The sequence below is a fragment of the Acinetobacter sp. YH12135 genome (assembly GCF_013418565.1).
Lineage (GTDB): Bacteria > Pseudomonadota > Gammaproteobacteria > Pseudomonadales > Moraxellaceae > Acinetobacter > Acinetobacter towneri.
In genome coordinates, this window is record NZ_VPBU01000002.1 from 1 (window position 1) to 26,274 (window position 26,274).

22 protein-coding genes and 1 pseudogene are annotated in these 26,274 nt (G+C 42.2%); 12 read left to right on the forward strand and 11 right to left on the reverse strand.

The annotated features are described in order from the left end of the window. The 3 genes and pseudogenes from FTU70_RS01715 to FTU70_RS01725 form a co-directional block, all read left to right on the forward strand. The coding region (locus FTU70_RS01715) for an integrase core domain-containing protein (RefSeq protein ID WP_129717574.1) at window positions 1-285 on the forward strand (285 nt) is incomplete at its 5' end. Window positions 286-355: 70 nt separating this feature from the next. Next, window positions 356-1,408: pseudogene (locus FTU70_RS01720) on the forward strand (SAM-dependent methyltransferase); the annotation flags it as partial. Window positions 1,409-1,431: 23 nt separating this feature from the next. Next, on the forward strand, window positions 1,432-1,854 hold the full coding sequence (locus FTU70_RS01725; protein ID WP_004972455.1) for a GNAT family N-acetyltransferase: 423 nt from the start codon (window positions 1,432-1,434) through the stop codon (window positions 1,852-1,854). 112 nt (window positions 1,855-1,966) lie between these two features. Here FTU70_RS01725 and FTU70_RS01730 read toward each other — a convergent pair whose 3' ends face one another. From FTU70_RS01730 to FTU70_RS01745, 4 genes are all read right to left on the reverse strand, one after another. Continuing rightward, entirely contained in the window at window positions 1,967-2,299 is a 333-nt protein-coding gene (locus FTU70_RS01730; protein ID WP_004972453.1) for a hypothetical protein, read from the reverse strand. A gap of 171 nt (window positions 2,300-2,470) precedes the next feature. Continuing rightward, the gene (locus FTU70_RS01735) at window positions 2,471-4,606 is read right to left on the reverse strand and encodes a 3-hydroxyacyl-CoA dehydrogenase NAD-binding domain-containing protein (RefSeq protein ID WP_180059904.1); all 2,136 of its coding nucleotides are present in this window, start codon (window positions 4,604-4,606) and stop codon (window positions 2,471-2,473) included. An 11-nt stretch (window positions 4,607-4,617) separates the two neighbouring features. Further along, window positions 4,618-5,823, reverse strand: coding sequence for an acetyl-CoA C-acetyltransferase (locus tag FTU70_RS01740; protein ID WP_096901568.1), 1,206 nt, complete (start codon window positions 5,821-5,823; stop codon window positions 4,618-4,620). Between the two features lie 229 nt (window positions 5,824-6,052). Beyond that, window positions 6,053-7,063 carry an AraC family transcriptional regulator gene (locus FTU70_RS01745; protein ID WP_004972448.1) on the reverse strand — a complete coding sequence of 337 codons (1,011 nt, stop codon included), beginning with the start codon at window positions 7,061-7,063 and terminating at the stop codon, window positions 6,053-6,055. A 209-nt stretch (window positions 7,064-7,272) separates the two neighbouring features. Here FTU70_RS01745 and FTU70_RS01750 point away from each other — a divergent pair, with 209 nt between their 5' ends. The 4 genes from FTU70_RS01750 (at window position 7,273) to FTU70_RS01765 (ending at window position 12,086) form a co-directional block, all read left to right on the forward strand. Further along, on the forward strand, window positions 7,273-8,433 hold the full coding sequence (locus tag FTU70_RS01750; RefSeq protein WP_180059906.1) for a CaiB/BaiF CoA-transferase family protein: 1,161 nt from the start codon (window positions 7,273-7,275) through the stop codon (window positions 8,431-8,433). A 237-nt stretch (window positions 8,434-8,670) separates the two neighbouring features. Beyond that, complete coding sequence (locus FTU70_RS01755; protein ID WP_004972445.1) at window positions 8,671-10,314, forward strand: nitrite/sulfite reductase; 1,644 nt, start codon at window positions 8,671-8,673, stop codon at window positions 10,312-10,314. Then, a complete protein-coding gene (locus FTU70_RS01760) occupies window positions 10,307-10,792 on the forward strand; it encodes a DUF934 domain-containing protein (RefSeq protein WP_180059908.1) in 486 nt (161 codons plus the stop codon). The genes FTU70_RS01755 and FTU70_RS01760 overlap by 8 nt, the downstream gene beginning before the upstream one ends. Window positions 10,793-11,099: 307 nt before the next feature. After that, window positions 11,100-12,086, forward strand: a complete 987-nt coding sequence (locus FTU70_RS01765; RefSeq protein ID WP_180059910.1) for a diaminopimelate dehydrogenase — start codon at window positions 11,100-11,102, stop codon at window positions 12,084-12,086. Window positions 12,087-12,217: 131 nt separating this feature from the next. On the opposite strand, the gene FTU70_RS01770 is transcribed toward FTU70_RS01765, so the two are convergent. Continuing rightward, on the reverse strand, window positions 12,218-13,393 hold the full coding sequence (locus FTU70_RS01770) for a thiolase family protein (protein ID WP_180059911.1): 1,176 nt from the start codon (window positions 13,391-13,393) through the stop codon (window positions 12,218-12,220). A gap of 130 nt (window positions 13,394-13,523) precedes the next feature. Then, window positions 13,524-14,042, reverse strand: coding sequence for a GspH/FimT family pseudopilin (locus FTU70_RS01775; protein WP_178867341.1), 519 nt, complete (start codon window positions 14,040-14,042; stop codon window positions 13,524-13,526). A gap of 375 nt (window positions 14,043-14,417) precedes the next feature. Here FTU70_RS01775 and omp38 point away from each other — a divergent pair, with 375 nt between their 5' ends. Further along, a complete protein-coding gene (gene omp38 / locus FTU70_RS01780) occupies window positions 14,418-15,443 on the forward strand; it encodes an outer membrane protein Omp38 (RefSeq protein ID WP_180059913.1) in 1,026 nt (341 codons plus the stop codon). Window positions 15,444-15,936: 493 nt separating this feature from the next. Here omp38 and FTU70_RS01785 read toward each other — a convergent pair whose 3' ends face one another. The 3 genes from FTU70_RS01785 to FTU70_RS01795 form a co-directional block, all read right to left on the reverse strand. Further along, window positions 15,937-17,400, reverse strand: coding sequence for an amino acid permease (locus FTU70_RS01785; RefSeq protein ID WP_096901564.1), 1,464 nt, complete (start codon window positions 17,398-17,400; stop codon window positions 15,937-15,939). Continuing rightward, a complete protein-coding gene (locus FTU70_RS01790) occupies window positions 17,397-18,434 on the reverse strand; it encodes a methyltransferase (RefSeq protein WP_180059915.1) in 1,038 nt (345 codons plus the stop codon). Before FTU70_RS01790 ends, FTU70_RS01785 begins: the two co-directional genes overlap by 4 nt. 65 nt (window positions 18,435-18,499) lie before the next feature. Beyond that, a complete protein-coding gene (locus FTU70_RS01795; RefSeq protein ID WP_004972426.1) occupies window positions 18,500-19,870 on the reverse strand; it encodes a uracil-xanthine permease family protein in 1,371 nt (456 codons plus the stop codon). 172 nt (window positions 19,871-20,042) lie between these two features. On the opposite strand from FTU70_RS01795, the gene typA reads away from it, so the two are divergent. Together typA and mscL are read left to right on the forward strand one after the other, a co-directional pair. Continuing rightward, entirely contained in the window at window positions 20,043-21,881 is a 1,839-nt protein-coding gene (gene typA, locus FTU70_RS01800; RefSeq protein ID WP_104853091.1) for a translational GTPase TypA, read from the forward strand. Between the two features lie 199 nt (window positions 21,882-22,080). Beyond that, window positions 22,081-22,515 (forward strand): large conductance mechanosensitive channel protein MscL, encoded by a 435-nt coding sequence (mscL, locus tag FTU70_RS01805; protein ID WP_004972423.1) that lies wholly within the window; start codon window positions 22,081-22,083, stop codon window positions 22,513-22,515. 91 nt (window positions 22,516-22,606) lie between these two features. On the opposite strand, the gene FTU70_RS01810 is transcribed toward mscL, so the two are convergent. Further along, window positions 22,607-22,885, reverse strand: a complete 279-nt coding sequence (locus FTU70_RS01810) for a peptidylprolyl isomerase (protein WP_096901561.1) — start codon at window positions 22,883-22,885, stop codon at window positions 22,607-22,609. Next, window positions 22,882-23,742, reverse strand: a complete 861-nt coding sequence (gene mutM, locus FTU70_RS01815) for a bifunctional DNA-formamidopyrimidine glycosylase/DNA-(apurinic or apyrimidinic site) lyase (RefSeq protein ID WP_004972419.1) — start codon at window positions 23,740-23,742, stop codon at window positions 22,882-22,884. Before mutM ends, FTU70_RS01810 begins: the two co-directional genes overlap by 4 nt. Before the next feature lie 288 nt (window positions 23,743-24,030). On the opposite strand from mutM, the gene FTU70_RS01820 reads away from it, so the two are divergent. Beyond that, on the forward strand, window positions 24,031-25,167 hold the full coding sequence (locus FTU70_RS01820) for an NADH:flavin oxidoreductase/NADH oxidase (RefSeq protein ID WP_180059917.1): 1,137 nt from the start codon (window positions 24,031-24,033) through the stop codon (window positions 25,165-25,167). A 123-nt stretch (window positions 25,168-25,290) separates the two neighbouring features. After that, window positions 25,291-26,223: an AEC family transporter gene (locus FTU70_RS01825; protein WP_180059919.1), complete on the forward strand. Its 933-nt coding sequence runs from the start codon at window positions 25,291-25,293 to the stop codon at window positions 26,221-26,223. The last annotated feature ends 51 nt before the right edge of the window (window positions 26,224-26,274 follow it).

Consider the following 26,274-nt stretch of genomic DNA (forward strand, 5'->3'; position numbering starts at 1 on the left):
TTCACCAGTGATGCATTTATTGATGTATTGAAATCAAATGGCATTCAAATCAGTATGGATGGTAAAGGTCGATGGGTAGATAATGTGATGGTTGAACGATTATGGCGGAGCGTTAAATATGAAGAGGTGTATCTCAAAGCTTATAGCAGTGTCACAGATGCGAAAAAGCAATTAAGTGCATATTTTGAGTTTTATAATTTGAAACGACCTCATTCGAGTCTAGACAAAATGACACCAAATGAGTTTTACTATGATCAGCTACCCCAACAAAACAAGGTGGCTTAACTAGAGCGGAATATCACTTATAAATACGCTTTTAGTTGTTCAAACAAGTGGGACCACCTCTCAAGACACCGTTTTAACTTGTTTGTATCGCCATAAAACGCAGGATATCACCAAAAACTATCCTTTGGCAGAAGCACAGATACAATTGAGTCACTTATTGGCAGATTGTAAACAGGCCAATTTATTTACGACAGATCAGGAAATTCAGCTAAAAAAGAACAAAAAGAAAGCCATGCTCAGCATTAGTAAAACAGCACCGACTATAGCGAAACCGAAAGAACCACAAGGACATGACCGAGAAAAGCAGCGTTATGTCGATCAATCCAGCCCATTTTTACAACACTTGGGGATTAGCGATGCCAAAGCGCAAATTATTCCGAGCATGGCGCGTAAATGGAAACAGATTAATAAATTTATTGAAATTTTTTCGGGTGCCTTGGCGCAAATCAAAATTTCGGAAAATACTGTGCGCGTGGTGGATTTTGGCTCAGGCAAAGGCTATTTAACTTTTGCGTTATATGACTATTTGCAAAAGCAGCAATTTCTTCCTTTTGTGACTGGGGTGGAACTAAACTCGAAAATGGTTGAGTTTTGTCAGTCGGTGGCGAGTGCTTCAGACTTTCAGCAGCTAGATTTTTTTCAGGGCGATGTGCGCACCTATCAGCCAGAACATTTAGATGTAATGATTGCTTTGCATGCCTGTGATGTCGCCACCGATTTTGCAATTCATACTGGTATTCGCCTGAATGCACAAATGATTATGTGCGCGCCGTGTTGCCATAAAGAGTTGCGTCCACAATTACAAAGCCCAAGCGTGTTGCAACCGATGCTGCAATTTGGCATTCATGCAGGGCAACAGGCGGAAATGTTAACCGATACCATCCGCGCTTTATTGCTCAAAGCCTATGGTTATGACACCAAAGTTTTTGAGTTTGTCGCTTTAGAACACACCAGTAAAAACAAAATGATTTTGGCAACCAAACGTCAAAATTGGAGTGAACCTGATCAAGCAGTTTTGGCACAAATTCGTGATTTAAAAACCATGTACGGTATTCAAAAACATTCTTTGGAGTTGTTGTTGAACGATCAGTGGGATCAACAGGGCATTGGTTCTAAGTGCTAAGCAAGATGGAACAGGATATAAAGATGCAAGATTATGAAATTCAATCGGGCACTTGGACACAATTTGCTGCAGAGGCCAAATCTATTCGTGAGCAAGTCTTTATTCAGGAACAGCGAATTGCGCCTGAAGATGAGTGGGATGCACAAGATGCAGTTGCCTTGCATTTTGTGGTCTATGCAACTGGACAGGCGATTGCAACAGCACGTTTACTGGAAAATCACAGTATTGGACGGGTCGCAGTGTTGAAATCACAGCGCGGTTTAGGTGTGGGACGTGTTTTAATGCAGCATATTATTCAGGTGGCAAAGCAGCAGCAACGTCCGTGGGTCAAGTTGTCTGCGCAGGAACACGCGATTCCGTTTTATCAAAGTTTGAGTTTTCAGGTTGAGGGTGAGTCGTATTTAGATTGTGGTATTCCGCATGTAGATATGCGATTGATATTTTAAATGAATTGTCGATAGTCCTGATTTTAATCGTGCAAAATAAAAATCGCCATGATGGAATGTGATCATGGCGATTTCTTTTTATAAACTGTATGAACAGAGCCGCTAGCGCATATTAATGTCCATGTGCGGGTGCTGGCTCATGGTTTTCAGGCATATTGGCATGTTCTGTTTCAGTCATACCGTGTGCATCTGCAGTTTCAGCAGCCAAAGCTTCACGTGCTTCACGATCTGCTTGTGCTTTTGCCAATGCTTCTTGTGACATAGCTGGCGCATTTTTAAAGGCGTGTTGCTGAGTATTCTGCTTTTGTTGCTGGCTAGGCATGTAGTCAGGTTCATTCGTGACCGCTAACCAGAAAATAAACATGAAAATTCCACCCAAAATACAGAAAATAAATAGTGCTTTCCAACCCCAAGGTGATTTTTCAGGAGTAAGGCGTTCGGTCATGTGCATCTACCCAATTTGAATCTAAATCTTAAAATTATGTAACTTTATAACATAAAATGCATGAAAAACGGATTAAATTCTATTTATGCAGGGATATTCATTGTAATTTTGAGCAAATAAAAAGAGGGATGATATATCCCTCCCAGATTGCTTTAAATTTAAAGTTTAGCTTTAAATGCTTTTAGCACCTGCAGCAACACGATCTTGCAAGATTTTAGGTGGGGTAAAACGCTCGCCATATTCAGCAGTAAGTTGCTGTGCTCGTGCCAAAGCCTGTGTTAAACCATATTGATTCAAAAATTGTAAAGCACCACCTGTCCATGCAGGGAAGCCAATGCCAAAAATTGAACCAACATTGGCATCAATGACAGATTCTAAAACACCTTCTTCTAAGCAACGTAAGCTGTCCAGTGCTTGCACAAATAAAAAGCGATCTATCATCTCTTGTTCAGCGATTTCGGTATTTTGATACCAATGGCTTAACCCCGACCAAAGCTGTTTTTTACCCTGTTCAGGATAGTCATAAAAGCCTGCACCTGCAGCTTTGCCTTTACGCGAGAATTGATGAATCATGGTTTGAATGACTTCATCTGCACTCGACAGTGGTCGGTCTTTTCCTTCGGCTTGCAACGCCTTACGTGCTTCCTGTGCCACGTGTTCAGATAAGGTTAAAGATACTTCATCCTGAATGGCAAGTGGGCCAACAGGCATGCCTGCTTTTAAAGCAGCCATTTCAATTTTGGCAGGATGTACGCCTTCTGCCAGTAAGCGCAAGCCTTCCTGCACAAAAGTGCCAAACACCCGACTGGTAAAAAAGCCGCGGCTGTCATTGACCACAATCGGTGTTTTACCAATCTGCTGCACAAAATCATAGGCCTTTGTCAAAGTATCGGTAGAGGTATTTTTTCCTTTAATGATTTCGACCAATGGCATTTTATCGACAGGACTAAAGAAATGCAGTCCAATAAAGCGCTGTTGATCTTGCGCAGCTTGGGCAAGCCCGCTTATTGGCAAAGTTGAGGTATTGGATGCCATCACACCTTGTTCTGCCAGAAAAACTTCGGCTTCTTGTGTGACTTGCGCCTTGAGTTGAGGATTTTCAAATACCGCCTCAATAATCAAATCACAGCCTTGTAAATCGGCAGCCTGTGCCGTTGGATGAATATTGGCTAAGGCTTGTGCTGCTCGCTCTGCACTTATACGACCTTGCGATACTTGTTTATCCAATAGTTTTTGACTGTAAGCTTTGCCTTTTTCAGCTTGTTCGATGGATACATCTTTAAGAACAACCGCAATGCCTTTGCTTGCTGTGGCATAAGCAATGCCTGCGCCCATCATGCCTGCACCTAAAATGCCGACTTTTTGAGTTTGATGCGGTGCAATGCCTTGCGGACGGCCACTGCCCGATTTAATCGCATTCAGCCCATGCCAAAAGGTGCCAATCATATTTTTAGAAATTTGACCTGTTGCGAGCTGGGTAAAATAGCGAGATTCAATGCGTAAGGCTGTATCGACATCAACCTGCGCACCTTCTACTGCTGCACTCAAAATTGCTTCAGGCGCAGGGTAACAGCCTTTGGTTTTGTCGCGTAGCATGGCAGGAGCAATGGAAAGCATTTGCGCGACAGCAGGTGTAGATGGTGTTCCCCCAGGGATTTTATAGTCTTTGACATCAAATACTTGTTGTGATTGAGGATGTGCAAGAATCCAGTCTTGGGCTTTGCTGAGTAATTCTGTTTCATTTTCAGCAAGATCATGGATTAAACCTAAACTTTGTGCTTTTTCCACACTCAGCTGTTTGCCTTCCATCAACAGCGGCAGGGCAGTTTGTAAACCCAATAAACGTACCATCCGCACAATACCACCGCCACCAGGCAATAAACCTAAAGTCACTTCGGGTAAACCAAACTTGGTTTTTGTATCACGAATTGCAATACGATGATGACAGCACAGAGCAAGTTCCCATCCGCCGCCGAGTGCCGTGCCATTTAAGGCAGCTACCACAGGAATACCACGGGTTTCAATATAACGCAGCTGTGCTTTTAGGTTTTCAATCATCTGAAAAAATGAGCTGGCATGTTCAGGCTGTACTTGAATTAACTCATCTAAGTCACCGCCTGCAAAAAAGGTTTTTTTTGCAGAGGTAAAAATGATTCCCGCCACCTGTTCGTCTGCCTGTAACTTTTGCACCACTTGCGCTAATGCATCTCTAAAATCGGCATTCATGGTATTGGCAGATTGATTTGGTGAGTCAAAGGTTAGAGTGACAATATTATCGGCATTTTTTTGATAGTGAATGGCGCTCATTTTTATACTCCTTATACTCGCTCAATAATGGTGGCAATTCCCATCCCACCACCTACACATAATGTAGCCATGCCGCGTTTCTTATCTTGTCGTTCTAGCTCGTCCAGTAAAGTGCCTAAAATCATGGCACCTGTAGCGCCAAGTGGATGACCCAAGGCAATAGCACCACCATTCACATTGACTTTGGCGGGATCAACCTGAAGTTCTGTAATAAAACGCAGAACCACGGCTGCAAAGGCTTCATTGACTTCAAACAGATCAATATCTTCAATGTTCAGTCCTGCTTTGGCTAAGGCTTTGCGTGCTGCAGGCGCGGGTCCTGTGAGCATAATGGCAGGGTCTGTGCCAACCAGTGCGGTAGCAAGCACTTTGGCGCGTGGTTTTAAGTTGTGTTGTTGTACCGCTTGTTCCGATGCAATCAAGACCAATGCCGCGCCATCAACAATACCTGATGAATTGCCTGCATGATGCACATGATTGACTTGTCCTGCTTCAGGATATTTTTGCAGGGCAATCGCATCAAAACCCATTTGTCCCATATTGGCAAAACTCGGCTTGAGCTGTGCCAAGCTTTCAGCCGTGGTCTGTGGTTTGATAAATTCATCTTGTGCCAAAATCACCACACCTGCCTGATCTTTGACAGGTACAATCGAGCGCTCGAAATGTCCCTGTGCTTGTGCTGCTGCGGCTTTGTGCTGTGATGCTGCTGCAAATTGATCGACTTCTGTACGGCTATAGCCATCGAGTGTGGCAATTAAGTCAGCGCCAATACCTTGTGGAATAAAGTCACAAGCCATATTGGTTTCAGGGTCGAATGCCCAAGCACCACCATCGGAACCCATTGCCACGCGTGACATAGATTCCACACCACCTGCAACGATTAAATCTTCCCAACCCGAACGAACTTTTTGCGCTGCGAGGTTCACGGCTTCTAAACCTGAGGCACAAAAGCGGTTGATTTGTACCCCAGCAACATCATTGTCCCAACCTGCGGCAATCGCTGCGGTTTTGGCAATATCTGCACCCTGATCGCCAATTGGTGTGACACAACCCAAAACAATATCGTCTACTTGTGAGGTGTCTAGGTTGTGTCGTTGTTGCAATTCATTCAATAAGGTTGTGAGTAGGCGAATGGGTTTAACTTCGTGTAATGCGCCATCTTTTTTTCCTTTGCCGCGCGGAGTGCGAATAGCATCAATGATGTAGGCCTCGCTCATAATCAATCCCTTGTCGATAGTTTTCTTTATGATTGCTTTTGAGTGTAATCTGAAAATTTTGAAGTGCAATGACGAGAACGGTACAGGTCAGTGAGGTTTTTTGCTAATTGGGATGACGCAGTAATTTGGCAGAAAGATTGAAACTATAATAGAGCGATAAAAAAAGCCCTTGCGGTGTGCAAGGGCAATCGATTGGAATTACGAGTTATTGTGAATTGTCGATTCTAAATTAATGATAACCGTGCAACTGACGGTATAAACCAGGTGTGACGCCAGTCCACTTTTTGAAAGCACGGTGGAAAGTACTGGTTTCGCTAAAGCCAACTTGTTGTGCCACATCTTCAAGGGTAAGTTCAGGATTCAGCAATAGGTGAATCGCGGCATCACGGCGTAATGCATCTTTTACCCCTTGATAGCTTTTACCTTCTGCAGCCAAACGACGACGCAAGGTTTGTGGCGATAGGTACAGCATGGATGCAACATCGTTCAAGGTTGGCATTTCTTCGCCAATTTGGCTCTTTAACACGTCACGAATACGCGAAGTTAAAGAATTGGTGTTTTTGAATTTCACCAACAATTGCGCAGGCGCGGTTTTTAAGAATTCGTCTAAGGTTTCTTGGGTTTGACGAATTGGTAAATCCAAGTAGTCGGCAGCAAAGGTAATTTCGGTGCGTGGCATGTCAAATTGCATGACAGGCGCAAAGAACAGCGCATCGTATTCATCTGCATGTGCAGGACGTGGATAGCCAAAATGTACGCGCTCCAAAGGCAGGCGACGTTCAATCAGCCAAGATGCCAAGCCGTGCCAAATCATCAACATACTTTCAGTAATAAAGTGATCAGGATCCATAGCTTGTGGAATAGATGGTACCAAACGTGCTTCGTGTTTATCACGTTCTAAGGTAACCGACCAATCATCACCAAACAGTTTGTAGAATTGCGAAGAGAGTTCTAAGGCATCGCCCAGTGTTTTGGCGTGAATTACCAATTGGCACATGATCGCGAATGTACCCAAACGACGTGGCTGAGAATCAAAACCCACGTGTTCGTCTTGGGTCACCATCCACAACATTTTAATAAAGCGAGTATATTGTTCAGGTGAAATACGTGCTTTCGGTTGGCGCAGAAGTTCTGCCTCAATACCGACATGAGATAATAAGGTTTCGACATCCATGCCGAGTCGCTTAACACCCGTGAGCGCTGCATTTACAAAATGGATACTAATGGTATCTCTGCTCATGTTAAATCCTTCAGTCTCTTTTGTATTCACGTAAGCTTGACCTAAATGACGCTAAAAATTGAAATTGGCAATTTACAATACCAATTTTACTTATTTTACATAATAAATTGCCGAAATGATCAAGGTAAATGGCTGAACATGACATTGTGTTACAGTTTTGCTGTTTATAAGATGAACGGAAAATCAGTAAAAATCGAGTAATCACAACAATGACACATGCACTGAGCGGTTTAAAAGTTTTAGATTTTTCTACCTTATTGCCCGGCCCTTTTGCCAGTTTGTATTTGGCGGATATGGGTGCAGAGGTGATTCATATTGAATCGGCAACCCGTCCTGACTTAATTCGTTTATTTCCGCCCTATGCCAATGGACAAGCGACTTCGCACAGTTATTTGAATCGGAATAAACAGTCAATTACTTTGGATTTAAAATCCCCCGAAAGTATTCAGCTTATTCACGATAAAATTGCCGAATTCGATATTGTATTGGAACAGTTTAGACCAGGCGTGATGCAGCGTTTAGGGCTGGACTATGCCAGCTTGGCAAAAATTAATCCGCGACTGATCTATTGTTCCATCACAGGTTATGGACAAACAGGCGATTATCAACAAAGGGCAGGACATGACATCAACTATTTAGCCTTGTCTGGCATTGCGGGGCATAGTGGGCGGCAAGCAGGCGGGCCACCGCCGCTCGGTATTCAGGTAGCCGATATTGCAGGTGGTTCATTACATGCCTTAGTGGCAATTTTAAGTGCGGTGATTGAACGTCAGCGCAGTGGTTTAGGGCAGTATATTGATATTTCGATGACCGATTGCGTTGCGACTTTAAACAATATGGCCGCTTCGGCAGTTTTGGCAGCACAGGTTCCTCAATATGCCGAGCAATCTTACTTAAATGGCGGCACCTATTATGACTATTATGAAACAGCAGATGGTCGTTATCTTTCAGTTGGTAGTTTAGAGCCGCAGTTTATGCAGGGTTTGGCACAGATTTTAAATTTGCCGATACTTTTGGAAAAAGGAGCATCTTTAGATCCGCAAGAGCGCTTGCAAGTTAAACAGGCCATTCAAGATAAAATCAAAACACAAAGTTTTGCCACATGGCAGCAGGTATTCGCGCAACATGATGTCTGCGTTGAACCTGTATTAACTTTAGATGAAGCCTTACATTCACCTTTGGCACAGCAACGCGGTTGGACAGTAGAAGTTCCTATTCAGCAGAATGCCGCAAAAACTGAAACTCAGTTGGCGTGTCCAATTAAATTTTCACGTTCTCAAATGCGTTGCGATTATATAGGGCAGGCTTTGGGTGCAGGGCAGTGGTCATCTCAGACTAAAAATCAGGATGAAGATGAAGCCAAGTCATAACCATAGGTATTAAATAAAAGTTCGAACAGATGCTATAGCAGAAAAAGTGCTAAAGCATGCACTATTTTGTGATAGCTCTATAAAAAGCCTGTAAATTTTGGCAAAGGCTTACAGGCTGTGATGTTGCAATGGCTTATCAATAAAACCGCTAAGAAATATGTAAAAAACACATTTTGTTGATAGATTGAATCTCGCTATGCTGTCAGCCGTGATAATAGAAATGACTAGCTGTACGCCATGTATTTATATACTGATTTCGATCAGCAACTGATTAATGAACGTGTTGCACAGTTCCGCGACCAAACGGAACGTTATTTAGCAGGCAAATTGACTGAGGATGAATATCGTCCATTGCGTCTGCAAAATGGTTTGTATGTACAACGCTATGCGCCAATGTTGCGTATTGCGGTGCCTTACGGTCTGATGAACTCTAAGCAATTGCGTAAAGTTGCGCAGCTTGCCAAAGACTATGACCGTGGCTATGCGCACGTATCAACACGTCAAAATATTCAGTTTAACTGGCCTGCACTGGAAAATGTGCCTGACATGCTGGCAGAGCTTGCAACCGTACAAATGCACGCAATTCAGACTTCGGGTAACTGTATTCGTAATACCACCACAGACCAGTATGCAGGTGTCGTGGCGGGCGAAATTGCTGACCCACGTCCAACCTGTGAATTAATTCGTCAGTGGTCGACTTTCCACCCTGAATTTGCCTTCTTGCCACGTAAATTCAAAATTGCGGTGTCTGCACTGGAAGAAATTGACCGTGCTGCGACTGCATTTCATGACATTGGCGTCTATATTGTTAAAAATGAAGCAGGCGAAATTGGCTATAAAATTAAAGTTGGTGGCGGCTTAGGTCGTACTCCAATTATCGGTAGCTTTATTCGTGAGTTCTTGCCACGTGAAGATTTGATTGCTTACTTAGAAGCTATTTTACGTGTTTATAACTTGCATGGTCGTCGCGACAATAAATATAAAGCACGTATCAAAATTTTGGTAAAAGCCTTAACTCCAGCAGTATTTGCAGAAAAAGTTGAAGCTGAATTTGCACATACGGTGAAAACCTTAAAAATTGATGCAGAAACTTTGCAAAAAATGGATGAAAACTTCACGCCATTTGCTTATCAAAACTATGCCGATGAAGATTTTAGCGAGCTGTTTGCGCAGTATCCAAAATTCAAGCAATGGTTCAACATCAACACCAATGCGCACAAAGTACAAGGCTATCGTATTGTCACCATTTCATTGAAACGTGCAGGTGTTGCACCGGGTGACATGACGACAGAAGAAATGAATCTGATTGCAGATTTAGCCGATCAATATACCTTTGGTGAGTTGCGTACCACGCATGAGCAAAATATTGCTTTGGTAGATGTGCCACAAAAAGACCTGTTTGCATTGTGGCAAGTGCTAGATGCTAACAACTTGGCGCGCGCGCATATTGGCTTTATTACCGATATTATTTGCTGTCCGGGTGGTGATTTCTGTTCACTTGCCAATGCCAAATCTATTCCAATTTCAGAAGCCATTTCACGCCGTTTTGATGATTTGGATACCATTTATAATCTTGGCAAACTGGATTTAAATATTTCAGGTTGTATGAACGCTTGTGGTCATCACCACGTTGGTAATATCGGGATTTTAGGTGTCGATAAAAAAGGCGCGGAATTCTACCAAATCACTTTGGGCGGGCATGCAGACCATGATGCGTCAATCGGTGATATTTTAGGGCCATCTTTTGCTGCTGAAGTGATTCCTGATGTGGTGGAAGAAATTTTAAATACCTACTTAGATTTGCGTAGTGAAGGTGAAGACTTCATCGACACTTATCGCCGTGTCGGCATTCAACCATTTAAGGAGCGCGCTTATGCTTAATACTGCACTACCTGTGCTCGCGAAAGATGGCACGATTGCAGACAATACTTATCAAGTGATTGCTGAAGATGCAGCATTACCGCAAGGTGATGTGGTGCTCAGCGTTGAACAGCTTGATCAGTTGGCACAAATTTCAGGTAAAAAAGCCCTATATTTAACGGTAGATGCTTCGCCTGAAAACCATGAATTTCCATTGGCAGAACTGGATGCGATTTTTATTGAATTTGCAGGTTTTAACGATGGCCGTGGTTATTCTTTTGTGGCATTGTTACGCCGTCAAGGCTTTCAGGGTGAACTTCGCGCAGTCGGTGATGTCTTTAAAGACGTCTTAAATTATATGAAGCGTGCAGGTTTCGATACTTTCGTGATTAAAGAAGGTAAAGATGTGCAAGAAGCTGCAGCAGGTTTGGCGGACTTTACCCATCCTTATCAAGCTTCTACCGCAGTGCCAAAACCAAATTATCAAACAGGTGCGTAATATATTGATAATGGATTTCATCGAAATGTAGATAGATTTTATCGAAATATCACGGTTCACACATTTACAAACAGCCTGCCATGTGCAGGCTTTTTGTTTGCCTTAAAATGATCAAACGGCTTGTTTTATCGCACTTCTTAATGATTTAATTTACCGTAAAGTGCTGTAGTATAAGCACGCTGATGTAGCATCGCAGTCTTATGTAGGCGTTATTTTTACATTATCAAAAATCAATCAAGACGATAATTTGATGTGATTATCCTCTGATTTATTTTTCAATTTTTTCATGATGAAGTGATTTGTCTTTATGCAAAATTCTATCCGTATTGGCATTGCTGGTTATGGCAACTTAGGTCGTGGCGTTGAAACGGCGATTCAGAAAAACCCAGATTTACAATTGGTGGGTATTTTTACCCGTCGTGCGCCTGAAAGCGTTTCACCATGTTTTGCTGAAACAGCAGTGTTTCACATGGATTCACTGTCAGATTTTCAAGACAAAATTGACGTGCTGATTTTATGTGGTGGTTCAAAAGATGACTTGCCACAACAAGGTCCTGTATTGGCGAGCCAATTTAATATTGTCGATAGTTTCGATACGCATGCACGTATTCCTGAATATTATGCATCTGTAGATGCACCTGCGACAGCGAACAAGAAAACTGCACTCATCTCAATTGGTTGGGATCCAGGCATGTTCTCGATTAATCGTTTATTTGGTGAAGCTTTGTTACCAGATGGTGAAACCTATACTTTTTGGGGTAAAGGTTTAAGTCAGGGTCACTCAGACGCCATTCGTCGTGTTGATGGTGTAAAAGCAGGTGTGCAATATACTATTCCATCAAATGATGCCATTGAGCAAGTGCGTAGCGGTGCGCGCCCTCTATTAAGCACCAAAGATAAACATACTCGTGAATGTTATGTCGTGCTTGCAGAAGGTGCCGATGCTGCTGCGGTAGAGCAAGTGATTGTGACCATGCCAGATTATTTCGCTGACTACAACACAACCGTAAATTTCATTGATGAAGCGACTTTAGCCAAAGATCACCAACGCATGCCACATGGCGGTTTTGTCATTCGCAGTGGCAATACCAGCGATGAACAAAAACAAGTGCTTGAGTTCTCATTGAAGTTAGACAGCAATCCTGAGTTTACCGCGAGTATTTTGGTGGCTTACGCACGTGCTTGTTATCGTTTAAACCAAATGCAGCAATATGGTGCAAAAACTGCTTATGATGTTGCGCCAGGTTTATTGTCAATGAAATCGCCTGAACAGTTGCGTGCAGAATTGCTCTAAACTTTTTAAAGCTATAAGCAAAAAGACGAATCAATGATTCGTCTTTTTACTTTTTGAATAAAGAAGGGTTAGGGAATGACTTTATTCAATCTACCTCAATCCCTCTTTACGAAATAGGGGTTGCAAGGCACTTAAAGTAATTCAATCGCGACCGCAGTTGCTTCACCACCACCAATACAGAGAGCAGCCACACCACGCTTGCCACCTGTACGTTTAAGCGCATGAATCAAAGTTAGGATAATACGTGAACCTGTAGAACCCACAGGATGCCCAAGCGCACATGCACCACCGTTAATATTCACTTTTTCAGGATCAAGCTTGAACTCATCCATTGGGCACATGGTGACCATGGCAAAAGCTTCATTAATTTCCCATAAATCTACATCTGCAACTTGCCAACCCGCTTTATCCAATACTTTTTGAATCGCAGCAACAGGGGCGATGGTGAACTCAGATGGGTGTTGTGAATTGGTGGCATAAGCCACAATTTTTGCTAATGGTTGTAAACCTTTATTTGCTGCATTTTCTGCAGACGTTAGGACTAAGGCTGAAGCACCATCTGAAATTGAGCTGGCATTGGCTGCGGTAATCGTGCCATCTTTGGCAAAAGCTGGACGAAGGGTTGGGATTTTTTCAATATTGGCATTAAACGGTTGTTCGTCTTTATCGACAACCACGTCACCTTTACGTGTTGAAACATGTACAGGCACAATTTCATCGACAAAATAGCCTTCATTGACTGCAGTTTGTGCACGTTTGAGTGAGCGAATCGCAAAGTCATCCATTTGTTGGCGTGTGTAACCTTTGCTATTGGCCATATCTTGTGCGAATGAGCCCATTAAACGCCCTGTTTCTGCATCTTCTAAGCCATCTAAGAACATGTGATCTTTCACATCACCGTGTCCCATGCGGTAACCTGCACGTGCTTTAGTCAGAATATAAGGTGCATTACTCATCGACTCCATGCCACCTGCAACAATGATGGAAGCAGAACCTGCTTTAATTGCATCGGCAGCTTGCATGACAGCTTTCATGCCCGAACCACACAGTTTATTGATGGTCACTGCACCTGTTGAATCTGGTAAACCTGCTTGACGCATAGCTTGACGTGCAGGACCTTGTTTTAAGCCAGCAGGCAAAACACAGCCCATAATGACTTCATCGATTTCTGTTGCTTGTACCCCCGCACGTTGAATGGCCGCTTGGATACTCGCCGCACCTAATTCTGGTGCAGTCACATTGGCTAAACTGCCTTGAAAGCCACCCATTGCAGTGCGTGCACCATTTACAATAACGATATCCGTCATTTTATTCTCCCAGTTTTTTATATGTGCTTTTGTCTAGATTTAATTCCAAGCAGGAATAGATCACTTCAGCAGTATAGGCAAAAAAAGATGAGAATAAAGTGACAATATAAAGATCATTTAGACTGCTCAGTTAACATCCATTGATGTCTTCAGCTCGAGTTTGCCCCATTTTACTAAGCACCAGTCGTTTGCTCGCGACGTGAGTAGAGCAGTAAAAGAAACTACCATTCGAGCCGATCGGCAAACCTTGTTGTGCATTAAAAGTTACACTGGGTATGTTTAAAGTGCCACGCCAATCCAAGGTACCGTATTTAAGTGCAGTTTTTTCTGTATAAAGAATGTATTCATTGTTGTCTATCTGACGATTTTTATTTCGATCAATAAAAATCATAAAACCCGTATTCCAGTTTTGCTTACTGCATTGGCTAAAGTCATGTGTTGGACAGATCACAACATTACTATGATGGGTGAAGGCATGGGAGCGTGCTATTTTCAGGCTGGACTGTAATGAATACTGAATTCGCTTGAGTTCTTGTTGTGCCATCAGCTGATGAAAATAGGGCAGGGCAATCATGACTAAAATCGCACTAATTGCTAACGTGACGATCAATTCAAACAGCGTGAAGCCGTTTTTGCTTATATTTGACATAAGTCTATACCTGTTATTGTTATGTTTTTTTATGATTAATTTGAGTAATTTGTTGTTTTATAGCGCTTTATCTGCTGTATAATAAATATTAAACAACTTTCGAGAAAGCTGTTAAAATAAAGCGCAAGAAAGATAAGCTATTCACAATAAAAAATTGAGTAGAAAGTTACCGAATTACAACGGAAATTGTAAGTAATTTTGTCAATAATTTACTTGATTAAAATTATCAAGCACTTGGAAAAGTAATAAAGTGTTTGTATGATTCAAAGTGACTAGCTTAAAAATAATACTGGGGTATAAGAAAGCCTATCTCAGGGTAGTCGAAAATTTAGGCTTGAGCTTGAACAACAATTGTTATCTCTGGAGGATAAATCCATGAAAATGAGTCGTATTGCATTAGCAATGCTCGTAGCTGCTCCTTTAGCTGCTGCAAACGCGGGCGTAACTGTTACCCCATTAATGCTTGGTTATACTTTTCAAGATACTGAGCACAACAACGACAAATTGACAACTAGTCACGAACTACAAGACGATTTGTTTGTAGGTGCTGCGCTTGGTGTAGAACTTACCCCTTGGTTAGGCTTTGAAGCCGAATACAGCCAAGTTAAAGGTGATGTAGACCCAAATGCTGGTGAATACAAAGCGAAGAACATCGCAGGTAACTTCTATGCGACTTCTGATCTAATTACTAAAAACTATGACAGCAAAATTAAGCCATACGTACTTTTAGGTGCTGGTCACTATAAGTATGAGTTTGATAATGCGGCGTTAGGTTACCGTGATGGTGAAGAAGGTACTTTAGGTAATGCAGGTGTGGGTGCGTTCTTCCGTTTGAACGATGCTTTATCTCTTCGTACTGAAGCACGTGGAACTTACCACTTTGACGAAAAATTCTGGAACTATACAGCTTTAGCTGGTCTTAACGTAGTTCTTGGTGGTCACTTGAAGCCAGCTGCTCCTGTAGTAGAAGTTGCTCCAGTTGAAACCGTTGCTCCAGTTCAACCAGCTCCACAAGAGTTGACTGAAGACCTGAACATGGAACTTCGTGTGTTCTTTGATACGAACAAATCAAACATCAAAGATCAGTACAAGCCAGAAATCGCTAAAGTTGCTGAGAAGTTAGTCGAATATCCAAATGCTACTGCTCGCATCGAAGGTCACACTGACAACACTGGTCCACGTGCATTGAACGAACGTTTATCTTTAGCGCGTGCGAACTCTGTTAAATCTTCACTTGTAAATGAATACAATGTAGATCCAGCTCGTTTGTCTACTCAAGGTTTCGCTTGGGATCAACCGATTGCTGACAACAACACTAAAGAAGGTCGTGCTATGAACCGTCGTGTATTCGCGACGATCACTGGCAGCCGTACAGTGACTGTTGAACAACAAGCTCAATAATTTGAGTTAAGTTGAAAAAACGACTCTTCGGAGTCGTTTTTTTTATGCTTATTTTTATGAAATATATTGACTAAAGAGTGCCTGAAATGATTTACATTCAATACTTTTAAAAAATATTGTAAAAGTATGATTTTTAAAATAAAGAGTAAATAAGGTAGAGGCAGATGGTGCTTAATATTTCGGTCTGTTGACTCGTAAACTTAGTCGAATTTTTATACCAAGTTTATCGTTAATTCATTTAAAAACTCCAAAGCGTCGTCGCAGATCAAACTTTTAAAATATGGACTCGATGTCTATCAGTCGATCAAATCGTTGTTTAACGATTATAAAATCAACATTGAGCAGTTTGTGGCGTGATCTCTCGCCGTAATATTGATAACAAAATATGTTGTAACTCGAATTTGCTTGAAATTTACGCTAAAAAAACAGCCAAATGTTGACTGTTTTTTGAATCTTAGCTTCTCAAATGAAATGCAATAGAAGAAGAATTTTTTTAGTCATGATCAGGGTGTAGTGGTTTCACATCCATATCCTGATATGCAATCAGTTTGGTTTTGTGTTTCCATTTATAGCCTAACCAAATGACCAAGAACAAAAGAATACCAATATAAGTCGATAAAACAGCGAGCCATTCACCTTCAAGCACTGCTTGGTAGTTTTGCCCTAACACGACAATTGCACACAAAATAAAGGCAAACCATGGCGCAAAAGGAAAGAATTTGGCGCGGTAATCTAAATCTTCAAGTTTGTAGCCTTGTGCCAAATAGCCTTTACGAAAGCGGTAATGCGATACAGCAATCCCGAGCCAAACGATAAAGCCACACATGCCTGACATATTCAGAAGCCAGTTAAATACTTGTTTTTCGCCAATAAATGTTGTTAAAAAACATAGTGCAGCGATTGCTGTTGTGGCATACAGTGCATTCATTGGGACGCCACGAGCATCCAAGCGGGCAAAAGCTTTTGGAGCACTGCCTTTACGTGCCATATCAAATAGCATACGGGTCGATGAATACATACCCGAGTTACCGGCAGAAAGAATCGCAGTTAAAATTACTGCATTCATGACACTTGCGGCAAAGGCAAAGCCTGCCTGTTCATACAGTAAAGTAAACGGAGAGAGTGCAATGTTATCGGTGGCGGCTGCTTGAAGTAAACGTGGGTCATCATAGGCGATTAAGGTACCAATAATGAAAATACACACGATATAAAACAATAAAATACGCCAGAAGATTTGTTTAATTGCAATCGGAATGGTTTTCTTAGGATTTTTAGATTCACCCGCTGCAACGCCAACCATTTCAGTACCTTGAAATGAGAATCCTGCAATCATCGCCACACCAATTAAGGCAGATAGTCCACCTACAAATGGCGCTTCGCCTTTGCTCCAATTGGCAAATGTAGCAACATCAGGGTTGAGCATGATTTTGACAATCATAAAAATACCGATAATGATGAATGCCACAATCGCAAGTACTTTGACCAAAGAAAAGAAGAACTCAGACTCACCAAAACCTTTGACGGTTAATGCGTTAATTGCGAAAACCACCGCTAAAAATAATGCACTCCAGTAAAAGCCAGGAATATCAGGAAACCAAAATTTCATGATGAATTGCACCGCAACCAATTCAAATGCCACGGTAATAGCCCAGTTGTACCAATAGTTCCAACCTAGTGCAAAACCGAAACCACCTTCGACATATTTACTGCCATAGGTAAAGAACGCGCCTGAAGTTGGATTATGCGTTGCAAGTTCGCCTAGACTGGTCATCAAAAAATAAATCATGACGCCAATTAGGGCATACGCAAGCAAGGCGCCACCAGGACCTGCATTGGCAATGGTCGCACCTGAAGCAAGGAATAAACCTGTACCAATTGAGCCACCAATGGCGATCATGTTTAAATGACGCGCACCGAGCTTACGCTGCAGTTTTCTACTGTTGTGTGAGTCGCTCATCCTACTTCCTTTGTATTTTTCTGCGTGCTGGCAAACAGCACTTTAAAGCCTTGTTGATCTGCCTTGATTGTGCATTGACCGAAACTTTGTTCAATTAAGAGTGGATAATTCAAAAAGCGATTGGCCACAATCCAAAGTTCACCACCCGATTTCAGATGACGACGTGAAGTTTTACACAGGTTTTCACTGGCATCGTAATGTGTGTGAATGCCTTGGTGGAACGGGGGGTTACTCACGATGGCATGCAAAAATAGCGGTGCATCTTCAATGCCTGTCACGGCTTTAATTTCAAGCTGTTGTGGATTGAGCTGATTTTTTTCAAACGTCATTTGCGTTGACGCTAAAGCAAAGGCATCGACATCTAAGGCAAAAATACGATTTTCAGGGTTAAGTTTGGCTAAGTAAGCACTGATCACACCCGCACCACAGCCAAAATCTGCAATTTTCCCAGCAGTAACCTGATTCAAATAAGGCAGTAATACAGCCGTGCCAACATCCAAGTGTTTTTGGCTAAATACACCCGGCAAGGCACAAATCTGTAAATCGCCTTTAGGTGTAGCAACTGTATAGTTTTGCGCCCAATCTGCTAAGGCTTTAGTTTGAACCTTGCAGTCTAAAATCAGCTGCCATAGTTGGCAGTGGCGGGCGCTATCTAGTTTGAGTGTTTTGCCATAAGGTTGTAATTGCTTTGCAGCCCGTTCAATTCCTGCTTTCTTTTCACCGACTAAAAATACGCTGCTGCCTTGTGGGAGTTGTGCGGCAATGGTGTGAATCAGGTAATTGAGCAGTTCCTTGGATTTCGGCACAAAAATAACAGCCTGATCAAATTCACCTGCAGGCGATTCTGCACCAAAATGCACTTGCGCCTGTCGATTTTGAAAGTATTGATAGTCGTTAAAATTCCATGTCCAAACAGAAGCTTGGATTGAGTCACCCAATTCTGCGAGGAGTTGATCGGTCGGGGCATTGATCAGTAGAACGCGACCAGACAAATAGTCATATTGTCTGAGTAAAACTTCGCTTTGGGGGTTCATGGTTCTCTCTCCAATAGAAAAACACTGTCTAAGTTCAGCTCAGACAGTGTTTTTTGGACATGCAATTACTTTTTAGTTTCAGGAAGCACAATATTTAAAATGAGTGCTGCAATACCGCCTGTTGCAACGCCTGAACTGAAAATATTACGGAATAATTCAGGTAAGTGTTCCAGAATTTGTGGCACTTGTGCAACACCTAAGCCTAAGCCCAATGAAATTGCAATAATCAGTAAGGCACGACGATCTAAAGCGACACCTGAAAGAATATTGATTCCCGAAGCGGCAACGGCACCAAACATCACCATCACAGCACCACCTAGTACGGCTTGAGGCACAGCCTGAATCACACCTGCAACTGCAGGAAGTAAACCTAAAATGATGAGTAGGGCAGCAATCCAAATACCGACATAACGGCTAGCAACACCTGTAAGTTGAATCACGCCATTATTTTGGGCAAATACCGAACTTGGAAAGGTGTTGAAAATCCCTGCCAAGAATGAGTTAGCGCCATTTACCAATACACCGCCTTTAATGCGTTGCATCCATTGTGGGCCATCGACAGGTTGATTGGAGAGTTTAGAGGTCGCGGTAATATCACCAATGGCTTCTAATGACGTCACCAAATAAATAAATGCCAATGGAATGAATAAGCTCCAAGAGAAATCCAGTCCAAAATGCATCGGAGTCGGCACTTGTACCAGAGGGGCATCTTTCAGACCTGAAAAGTCGAGATGACCCATCATGCCTGCCATTGCATAACCAATCACCAAGGCAATTAAAATGGCAGAGCTTTTAATCCACGTGATATTGATGCGGTTCAAAATAATAATAATTGCCAAGACGGTACACGACATAATCAGGTTGTCGGTATTGGCAAAGGTATTATTGCTCATGGCTTGGTAGCCACCGCCCATACTGATTAAACCTTCTTTAATTAAGGTCAAACCAATGAGAAGTACCACAATACCAGTGACCAATGGGGTAATCAGCTTTTTGACCCACGGTAAAATTTGCGATACGCCCATTTCAATAAACGAACCTGCAATGACCACGCCAAAAATTGCCGCCATGACCGATTCAACAGGTGTGCCTGCGGCGACCATAGCAGAGCCAATACCAATGATTGGGCCAATAAAGTTAAAACTGGTGCCTTGCACAATGAGCAAACCTGCACCAAAAGGGCCGACTTTTTTACATTGTAAAAAGGTTGCAATGCCTGAAATGACCAAAGACATTGACAAGATCATGTTGGTATCTTGTTTGGAAACACCTAAAGCCAAGCAAATTAAGAGACCTGGTGTGACAATTGGAACAATAATTGCCAGTAAATGCTGAAAAGCTGCTAAAAAAGCGATGAATGGTTTTGGACGGTCATTCAGACCATAGACCAAATCGAGCTGGTCTTTTGGATGGGGAGAGTGGTTTAAATCAGACATGAGTCATAAAAAATTGCAAAAGTGGTGCTATTCTAATCGAGTTACACAGCTTTACAAAACCCAAAGCACGCCACTCATCAAAAAAAATTGTGTGTGTCAATAAAGTGTCACTATAAAACTTTAGTATTTTTCTGTATAATTTGCCCTCAAATTTATAGCGTATTGAATTTAAATGTCTGATATTAAAACTCTCCGCAACATCGCAATTATTGCGCACGTTGACCACGGAAAAACAACTCTTGTGGATAAACTTTTACAACAATCGGGCGCACTCGGTGAACGAGCGGGCGAGATTGAGCGTGTCATGGATTCAGGCGCTATTGAAAGTGAACGTGGTATTACCATTCTTGCAAAAAACACTGCAATCAAATGGTTAGACAAACGTACTGATACTGAATACCGCATTAACATTGTGGACACCCCGGGACACGCCGACTTCGGTGGCGAAGTTGAACGTGTAATGTCGATGGTGGATTGCGTACTTCTTTTGGTTGACTCACAAGAAGGCCCAATGCCACAAACACGTTTCGTAACGCAAAAAGCGTTCGCACGTGGTTTGAAGCCAATCGTGATCATCAACAAAGTAGACAAGCCAAACGCGCGTCCAGACTGGGTTATTGATCAAGTATTTGACTTGTTTGATAACTTGGGTGCAACCGATGACCAATTAGACTTCCCAATCGTATATGCATCAGGCTTACGTGGTGTTGCTGGTCCTGCGCCAGACGAATTAGCGGAAGATATGACGCCGTTATTCCAAACAATTGTAGATATCGTCGAGCCACCAGCAGTTGATGTTGATGGTCCATTCCAAATGCAAGTCTCTTCACTTGACTATAATAGTTTCGTGGGTGTGATTGGTGTGGGTCGTATTCAACGTGGTTCTGTGAAATTGAATACACCTGTAACCGTGATTGACCAAGAAGGCAAAACACGTAACGGTCGTATCTTAAAAATCATGGGTTACCACGGTTTAGAGCGTATCGACATCGAATCTGCATCTGCAGGTGACATCGTTTGTGTAACAGGCATGGACGAATTGCATATTTCTGACACGATTTGTGATCCGAAAAATGTAGAAGCTTTACCACCGCTTTCTGTAGACGAACCAACGGTATCGATGACATTCCAAGTCAACAACTCACCGTTTGCAGGTAAAGAAGGTAAATTCGTGACTTCACGTAACATCCGTGAACGTCTTGACCGTGAATTGATTCATAACGTTGCACTTCGTGTAGAAGATACTGACAGTCCAGACCGTTTCAAAGTATCTGGTCGTGGTGAGCTTCACCTTTCTGTATTGATTGAAAACATGCGCCGTGAAGGCTTCGAAATGGGTGTATCTCGTCCGCAAGTCATCTTGAAAGAGATTGATGGCGAAATGCAAGAACCATACGAAAACGTGACTTTTGACGTGGAAGAACAGCACCAAGGCGCTGTGATGGAACAAATGGGTAACCGTAAAGGTGAGATGACCAATATGGAAGTAGACGGTAAAGGCCGTATCCGTATTGAAGCCACTGTGCCTTCACGTGGTTTAATTGGTTTCCGTTCTGAATTCATGACCATGACTTCTGGTACGGGTATCATGACGTCAAGCTTCTCACACTATGGCCCAATGAAAGCAGGTCAAGTTGCCAAACGTCAAAACGGTGTGTTGATCTCTATGGTTCAAGGTACGTGCTTGGGTTATGCATTGTTCAGCTTGCAAGACCGTGGTCGTTTATTCGCCAAGCCTCAGTTAGAAGTTTACGAAGGTATGATCATTGGTATTAACTCTCGTTCAGATGATATGGTGGTTAACCCAACCAAAGCGAAACAGTTAACAAACGTACGTGCTTCTGGTACTGATGATGCGTTGACACTGGTACCTGCAATTGAATTCACGCTTGAACAAGCGCTTGAATTTATTGAAGATGATGAGCTGGTTGAAGTAACGCCAAAGTCAATTCGTATCCGTAAGCGTTACTTGACTGAAAACGAACGTAAACGTAACCGTTCTGGTAAATAAGTTTTAAAAATGATGTTGTCCTCATGCGGGGCAGCAAAATTTAAAAATGCCATCAATTTATTGATGGCATTTTTTGTTTAAAATTAGCAAACCAATATATAAAAGCAGATGATTTCCGAGTAAATTACGTGGAAATGAAGCTATAAAATTAATGTATACTTCGTCACATAAATTAAAGTCAAAAAAACTGGAGATTTAAATGAGTATTATTCAAGAGTTCCGCGAATTTGCGGTAAAAGGTAACATGATCGACTTGGCTGTCGGTGTGATTATTGGTGGGGCATTTGGTAAAATTGTTGACTCATTAGTGAAAGATATCATCATGCCATTGATTACTGTGATCACTGGCGGTGGTGTGGATTTTACACAAAAGTTCTTTGTTTTGGGCGATAACCCAAACAATTTACAGTCTTTAGATGAGTTAACCAAAGCAGGTGTAAATGTCCTGACCTATGGTAACTTCCTTACAATTTTAATTAACTTCATTATTTTGGCATGGGTGGTGTTCTTAATGGTGAAAATGATTAATCGTATGCGCCGTAAACAAGAAGAAGCAGCGCCAGAACCAGCAGCAACGCCAGAAGATATCGCGTTGCTACGTGAAATTCGTGATGAATTGAAAAAACGTCAATAATTTTTAATACGCAATCAAAACAAACGGCGCTTTATGCGCCGTTTGTTTGCACCCTATTCTCTAGGATGGAGAGGCGCTGAAGGCATAAAAATTACATCCGAAACTTTACTTCTACCAAATGAAAACCAAACTGACTTTTTACAGGTCCGTGTAGTACGCGTTCTGCTGCGGTAAACACTAATTTATCAATGACGGGTACCAATTGTCCTTTTTTGACCTCACCCAATTCCCCACCTTTTTTTCCTGAAGAGCAGGTCGAAAATTGTTTGGCAATTTTGGCAAAATCAGCACCTGATTGAATCCGCTTTTTCAGTTGTTCACAGGTTTCTTTATCTTTCACTAAAATATGACGCACAATAGCGGTTCTCATACTTTTTTACCTCGTTTGCTTGTTGCAGCTTTAGTCGAAGTGAGTACTTTTTTCAAAGGCTGACATTCAGGACAAAATACCGAGGCACGTTGGCCCAGTTTTAAATTTTCTAGTGTGGTTTCACAGTTCACACACATTTCACCTGCACGTCCATACGCCAACAAGGTTTGTTGGAAATAGCCATTTTCGCCCATCGCATTGCTGTAATCACGTAAGGTCGAACCGCCTAAATCAATCGCTTGTTTTAAAATGCGTTTGATTTCGAGCACTAGTTTTTCAATCTGTTTCAAACTGAGTGATGATGCAGGTTGTGCAGGGTGAATACCTAAATTAAACAGACTTTCCGTGGCATAAATATTGCCCACACCCACCACGACATGGTTATCCATAATTGCAACTTTGATGCCAACATTTTTGTTTTTGAGCTTCTGTGCAAGATAGTCGGGGTTAAAGGCATCACTCAACGGCTCAGGGCCAAGTGGATCTATCAGTTTGCGTTGAGAGCTTTCATTTAGCCATAAAATACAGCCAAAGCGACGTGGGTCGTGGTAGCGCAATTGTATATCTTCAAACTGAATAATCAAATGGTCGTGTTTGCGTAAATCTTCCTGCGCATCGCAAAGACGAAAACTGCCCGACATGCCTAAATGCCACAACATGCTGTCCTGTTCAAATTGCGCCAGAATGTATTTGGATCTGCGGGTCAATTGCAGTAATTTTTGTCCTGTGAGTTTATGTAGGTTTTCTGGAATGGGCCAGCGTAAATTGGCTTGACGTACTTCTACATTCAGGACTTTTTGATCAAGTAGCGGCAATAGACTAGTTTTGGTAGTTTCAACTTCTGGTAATTCTGGCATGGTACAAATTCAATCCGCTTTTAGAAATTAAGCAGGCAAGGATATACAGTAATGCGCTTAATATTGGGCATTATCCATAGAATACAAGCCATAGTGTGCTGTCGCAAAATTATTCTGTGTAAAACAAAAGCAGGCTTTGCAAAAACCATACAACACGTTATAAATAAATCATTTTTAAACATCTATTATAGAAAAACCATCTAAAACAGATGGCAGATTCTGAGTGATTACTTCTTTTTTATTTAATGATTCGCTTTTGGTGAATCGCACTGTATGAGGGCTTGCAGCGTGACATTACTTTTTCAGCCGATTCAATTTGGATCACTGCAACTTGCCAACAAAATTGTTATCGCCCCGATGTGTCAATATTCTGCCAATGAACAAGGTGAATTGAGCTATTGGCATGAGCAGCAATGGGCCAATTATGCCTTGTCCGGCGCAGGGATGTGTATAGTAGAAGCCACGGCAGTGCAGGCAGAAGGACGTATTAGTTATGCAGATTTAGGCTTATGGAATGACATGCAGCGTGCGCAGATGAAAGCACTATTGCATAAAGTTAAAAGTTTATCGCCTATGCCATTTGCTGTGCAGTTGGCACATGCGGGTCGTAAAGCTTCAACCGATAAACCGTGGCAGGGCAAAGGACAGTTTGCACCGAATGAAGAACATGGCTGGCAGACGGTATCGGCCAGTGAGTTGCCATTTCAATCGCACGAACATCCACCGCATGCTTTAACGCAAGATGAAATTCAACAGGTCATTGCAGACTTTGCCAGCGCCGCAGTGCGAGCGGTGGATGCAGGTTTTGACTTAATCGAAATTCATGCCGCACATGGCTATTTATTGCATCAATTTATGTCGCCATTGTCTAATCACCGCCAAGATGAATATGGCGGCAGTTTGGAAAATCGGATTCGCCTTACATTGGAAGTATTTCAAGCCATTCAAAATGCTGTACCAAAAGGCTATCCAATTGGGGTGCGAATTTCTGCAACAGACTGGATGGATGATGCAGATGGCTGGAATGTGGAATCTTCTGTGGGTTTGGCAAAGGCACTAGAGCATTTAGGTGCGGCTTATATTCACGTGTCTAGCGGAGGTTTGCATGTCGATCAAAAAATTGATGTGCATGCGGGTTATCAAACGCCGTTTGCTCATGCAATTAAGCAAGCTGTAAAAATCCCTGTAATTGCGGTGGGTTTGATTACTGAAGCGATGCAGGCAGAAGGTATTTTGCAATATGAACAGGCCGATGCCATTGCTATTGCACGTGCAATTTTGTACGACCCGCGCTGGCCATGGCATGCAGCTGCTGAATTGGGTGAGCAGGTTGAGATTGCACCACAATATTTAAGATGTCAGCCACACGGATTCCGTCGTTTATTCCAGCCGTTTAAGCCAATAGAGGGTGATGCAGAAACCTGAGATTGGATCACTTAAAATAGGTGAAACTTAAACTATTTTGCCGTGCTTTATTGGAGGATTCGGTGTAAGGTAAATCAGTAAAACCATGCAGAAATATGGGCAACACTGAAAAAGGATGTCAGGGTGTTACTGAGTATTTTATTTCCCATTTGCGCCGTCGTGCTTTTGGGATATTTCACCGTAAAAAGCCAGTTTATAGAATCTAATGCAATTCAGTTTCTAGGTCAATTTGTCATGAAAGTGGCGTTGCCTGCATTTCTATTGCAGGCATTGGCCAGTAAAAGTTTGTCAGAAATCTGGCATCCCGCTTATTTTTTAGGTTACGGTGGCGGTTCTATTCTGCTGTTTATCTTTGCCTTTTTACTGTATCGGCATTATTTTAATTCAAACTTAACCCATGCCAGTGTCTTGGCAATGGGTGCATCAATGTCAAATACAGGGTTTATTGGCACTGCTATTTTGACTTTGTTGATTGGCAGTCAATCGGCAATTTATTTGTCTTTAACTTTAATTGTCGAAAATTTAATTATTGTGGCATTGATGCTGATTTTGGCAGAACGAGGGCTACAATCTTCAGCGAAATCAGGTTGGCAGGTGTATGCCGAAACTGTGCAGCGCTTACTGAAAAATCCAGTAATTTTATCTATTTTATTGGGTATGCTGTGCGTATTGTTGAATTTCAAACTGCCGCAAGCTATTGCACAAGTGCTGGAAATGTTGGGCAAAACTGCTTCACCTTTGGCTTTATTTGTGATTGGTGGAAGTTTGGTCGGCATGCAAATCAAGTCGGTGAATTTGCAAAGTATTGTTTTGGTTGCATTCAAAGTATTGCTGATGCCACTCACGATTTTTGGAATTTTATGGGCATTAGATGTGAACCGAGAAATGCTATTTGTCGGGACTTTGCTTGCGGCTTTACCAATGCCAATTGCCTTTGGTATTTTCGGGCAGCACTATGGTTTACATGAAAAAGCCTTAGCCCCCTTGGTGTTGAGTACAGTTTTTGGTTTTGTGATGGTGGCGATTTTATTGACACAATCGGGTAAGTATTTATAGCAACGGTATCGAAGTGCTCAAATCATAAAAAAAAGTCTGTACCATGCTGAT

Coding starts and splice junctions, on each gene's coding strand:
- FTU70_RS01725 (WP_004972455.1), top strand. CDS start 1,432: ATGCAAGATTATGAAATTCAATCGGGCACTTGGACACAATTTGCTGCA.
- FTU70_RS01765 (WP_180059910.1), top strand. CDS start 11,100: ATGCAAAATTCTATCCGTATTGGCATTGCTGGTTATGGCAACTTAGGT.
- typA (WP_104853091.1), top strand. CDS start 20,043: ATGTCTGATATTAAAACTCTCCGCAACATCGCAATTATTGCGCACGTT.
- FTU70_RS01740 (WP_096901568.1), bottom strand. CDS start 5,823: ATGAGCGAGGCCTACATCATTGATGCTATTCGCACTCCGCGCGGCAAA.
- FTU70_RS01795 (WP_004972426.1), bottom strand. CDS start 19,870: ATGTCTGATTTAAACCACTCTCCCCATCCAAAAGACCAGCTCGATTTG.
- FTU70_RS01760 (WP_180059908.1), top strand. CDS start 10,307: ATGCTTAATACTGCACTACCTGTGCTCGCGAAAGATGGCACGATTGCA.
- FTU70_RS01770 (WP_180059911.1), bottom strand. CDS start 13,393: ATGACGGATATCGTTATTGTAAATGGTGCACGCACTGCAATGGGTGGC.
- omp38 (WP_180059913.1), top strand. CDS start 14,418: ATGAAAATGAGTCGTATTGCATTAGCAATGCTCGTAGCTGCTCCTTTA.
- FTU70_RS01785 (WP_096901564.1), bottom strand. CDS start 17,400: ATGAGCGACTCACACAACAGTAGAAAACTGCAGCGTAAGCTCGGTGCG.
- mscL (WP_004972423.1), top strand. CDS start 22,081: ATGAGTATTATTCAAGAGTTCCGCGAATTTGCGGTAAAAGGTAACATG.
- FTU70_RS01775 (WP_178867341.1), bottom strand. CDS start 14,042: ATGTCAAATATAAGCAAAAACGGCTTCACGCTGTTTGAATTGATCGTC.
- FTU70_RS01735 (WP_180059904.1), bottom strand. CDS start 4,606: ATGAGCGCCATTCACTATCAAAAAAATGCCGATAATATTGTCACTCTA.
- FTU70_RS01790 (WP_180059915.1), bottom strand. CDS start 18,434: ATGAACCCCCAAAGCGAAGTTTTACTCAGACAATATGACTATTTGTCT.
- FTU70_RS01730 (WP_004972453.1), bottom strand. CDS start 2,299: ATGACCGAACGCCTTACTCCTGAAAAATCACCTTGGGGTTGGAAAGCA.
- FTU70_RS01750 (WP_180059906.1), top strand. CDS start 7,273: ATGACACATGCACTGAGCGGTTTAAAAGTTTTAGATTTTTCTACCTTA.
- mutM (WP_004972419.1), bottom strand. CDS start 23,742: ATGCCAGAATTACCAGAAGTTGAAACTACCAAAACTAGTCTATTGCCG.
- FTU70_RS01745 (WP_004972448.1), bottom strand. CDS start 7,063: ATGAGCAGAGATACCATTAGTATCCATTTTGTAAATGCAGCGCTCACG.
- FTU70_RS01810 (WP_096901561.1), bottom strand. CDS start 22,885: ATGAGAACCGCTATTGTGCGTCATATTTTAGTGAAAGATAAAGAAACC.
- FTU70_RS01755 (WP_004972445.1), top strand. CDS start 8,671: ATGTATTTATATACTGATTTCGATCAGCAACTGATTAATGAACGTGTT.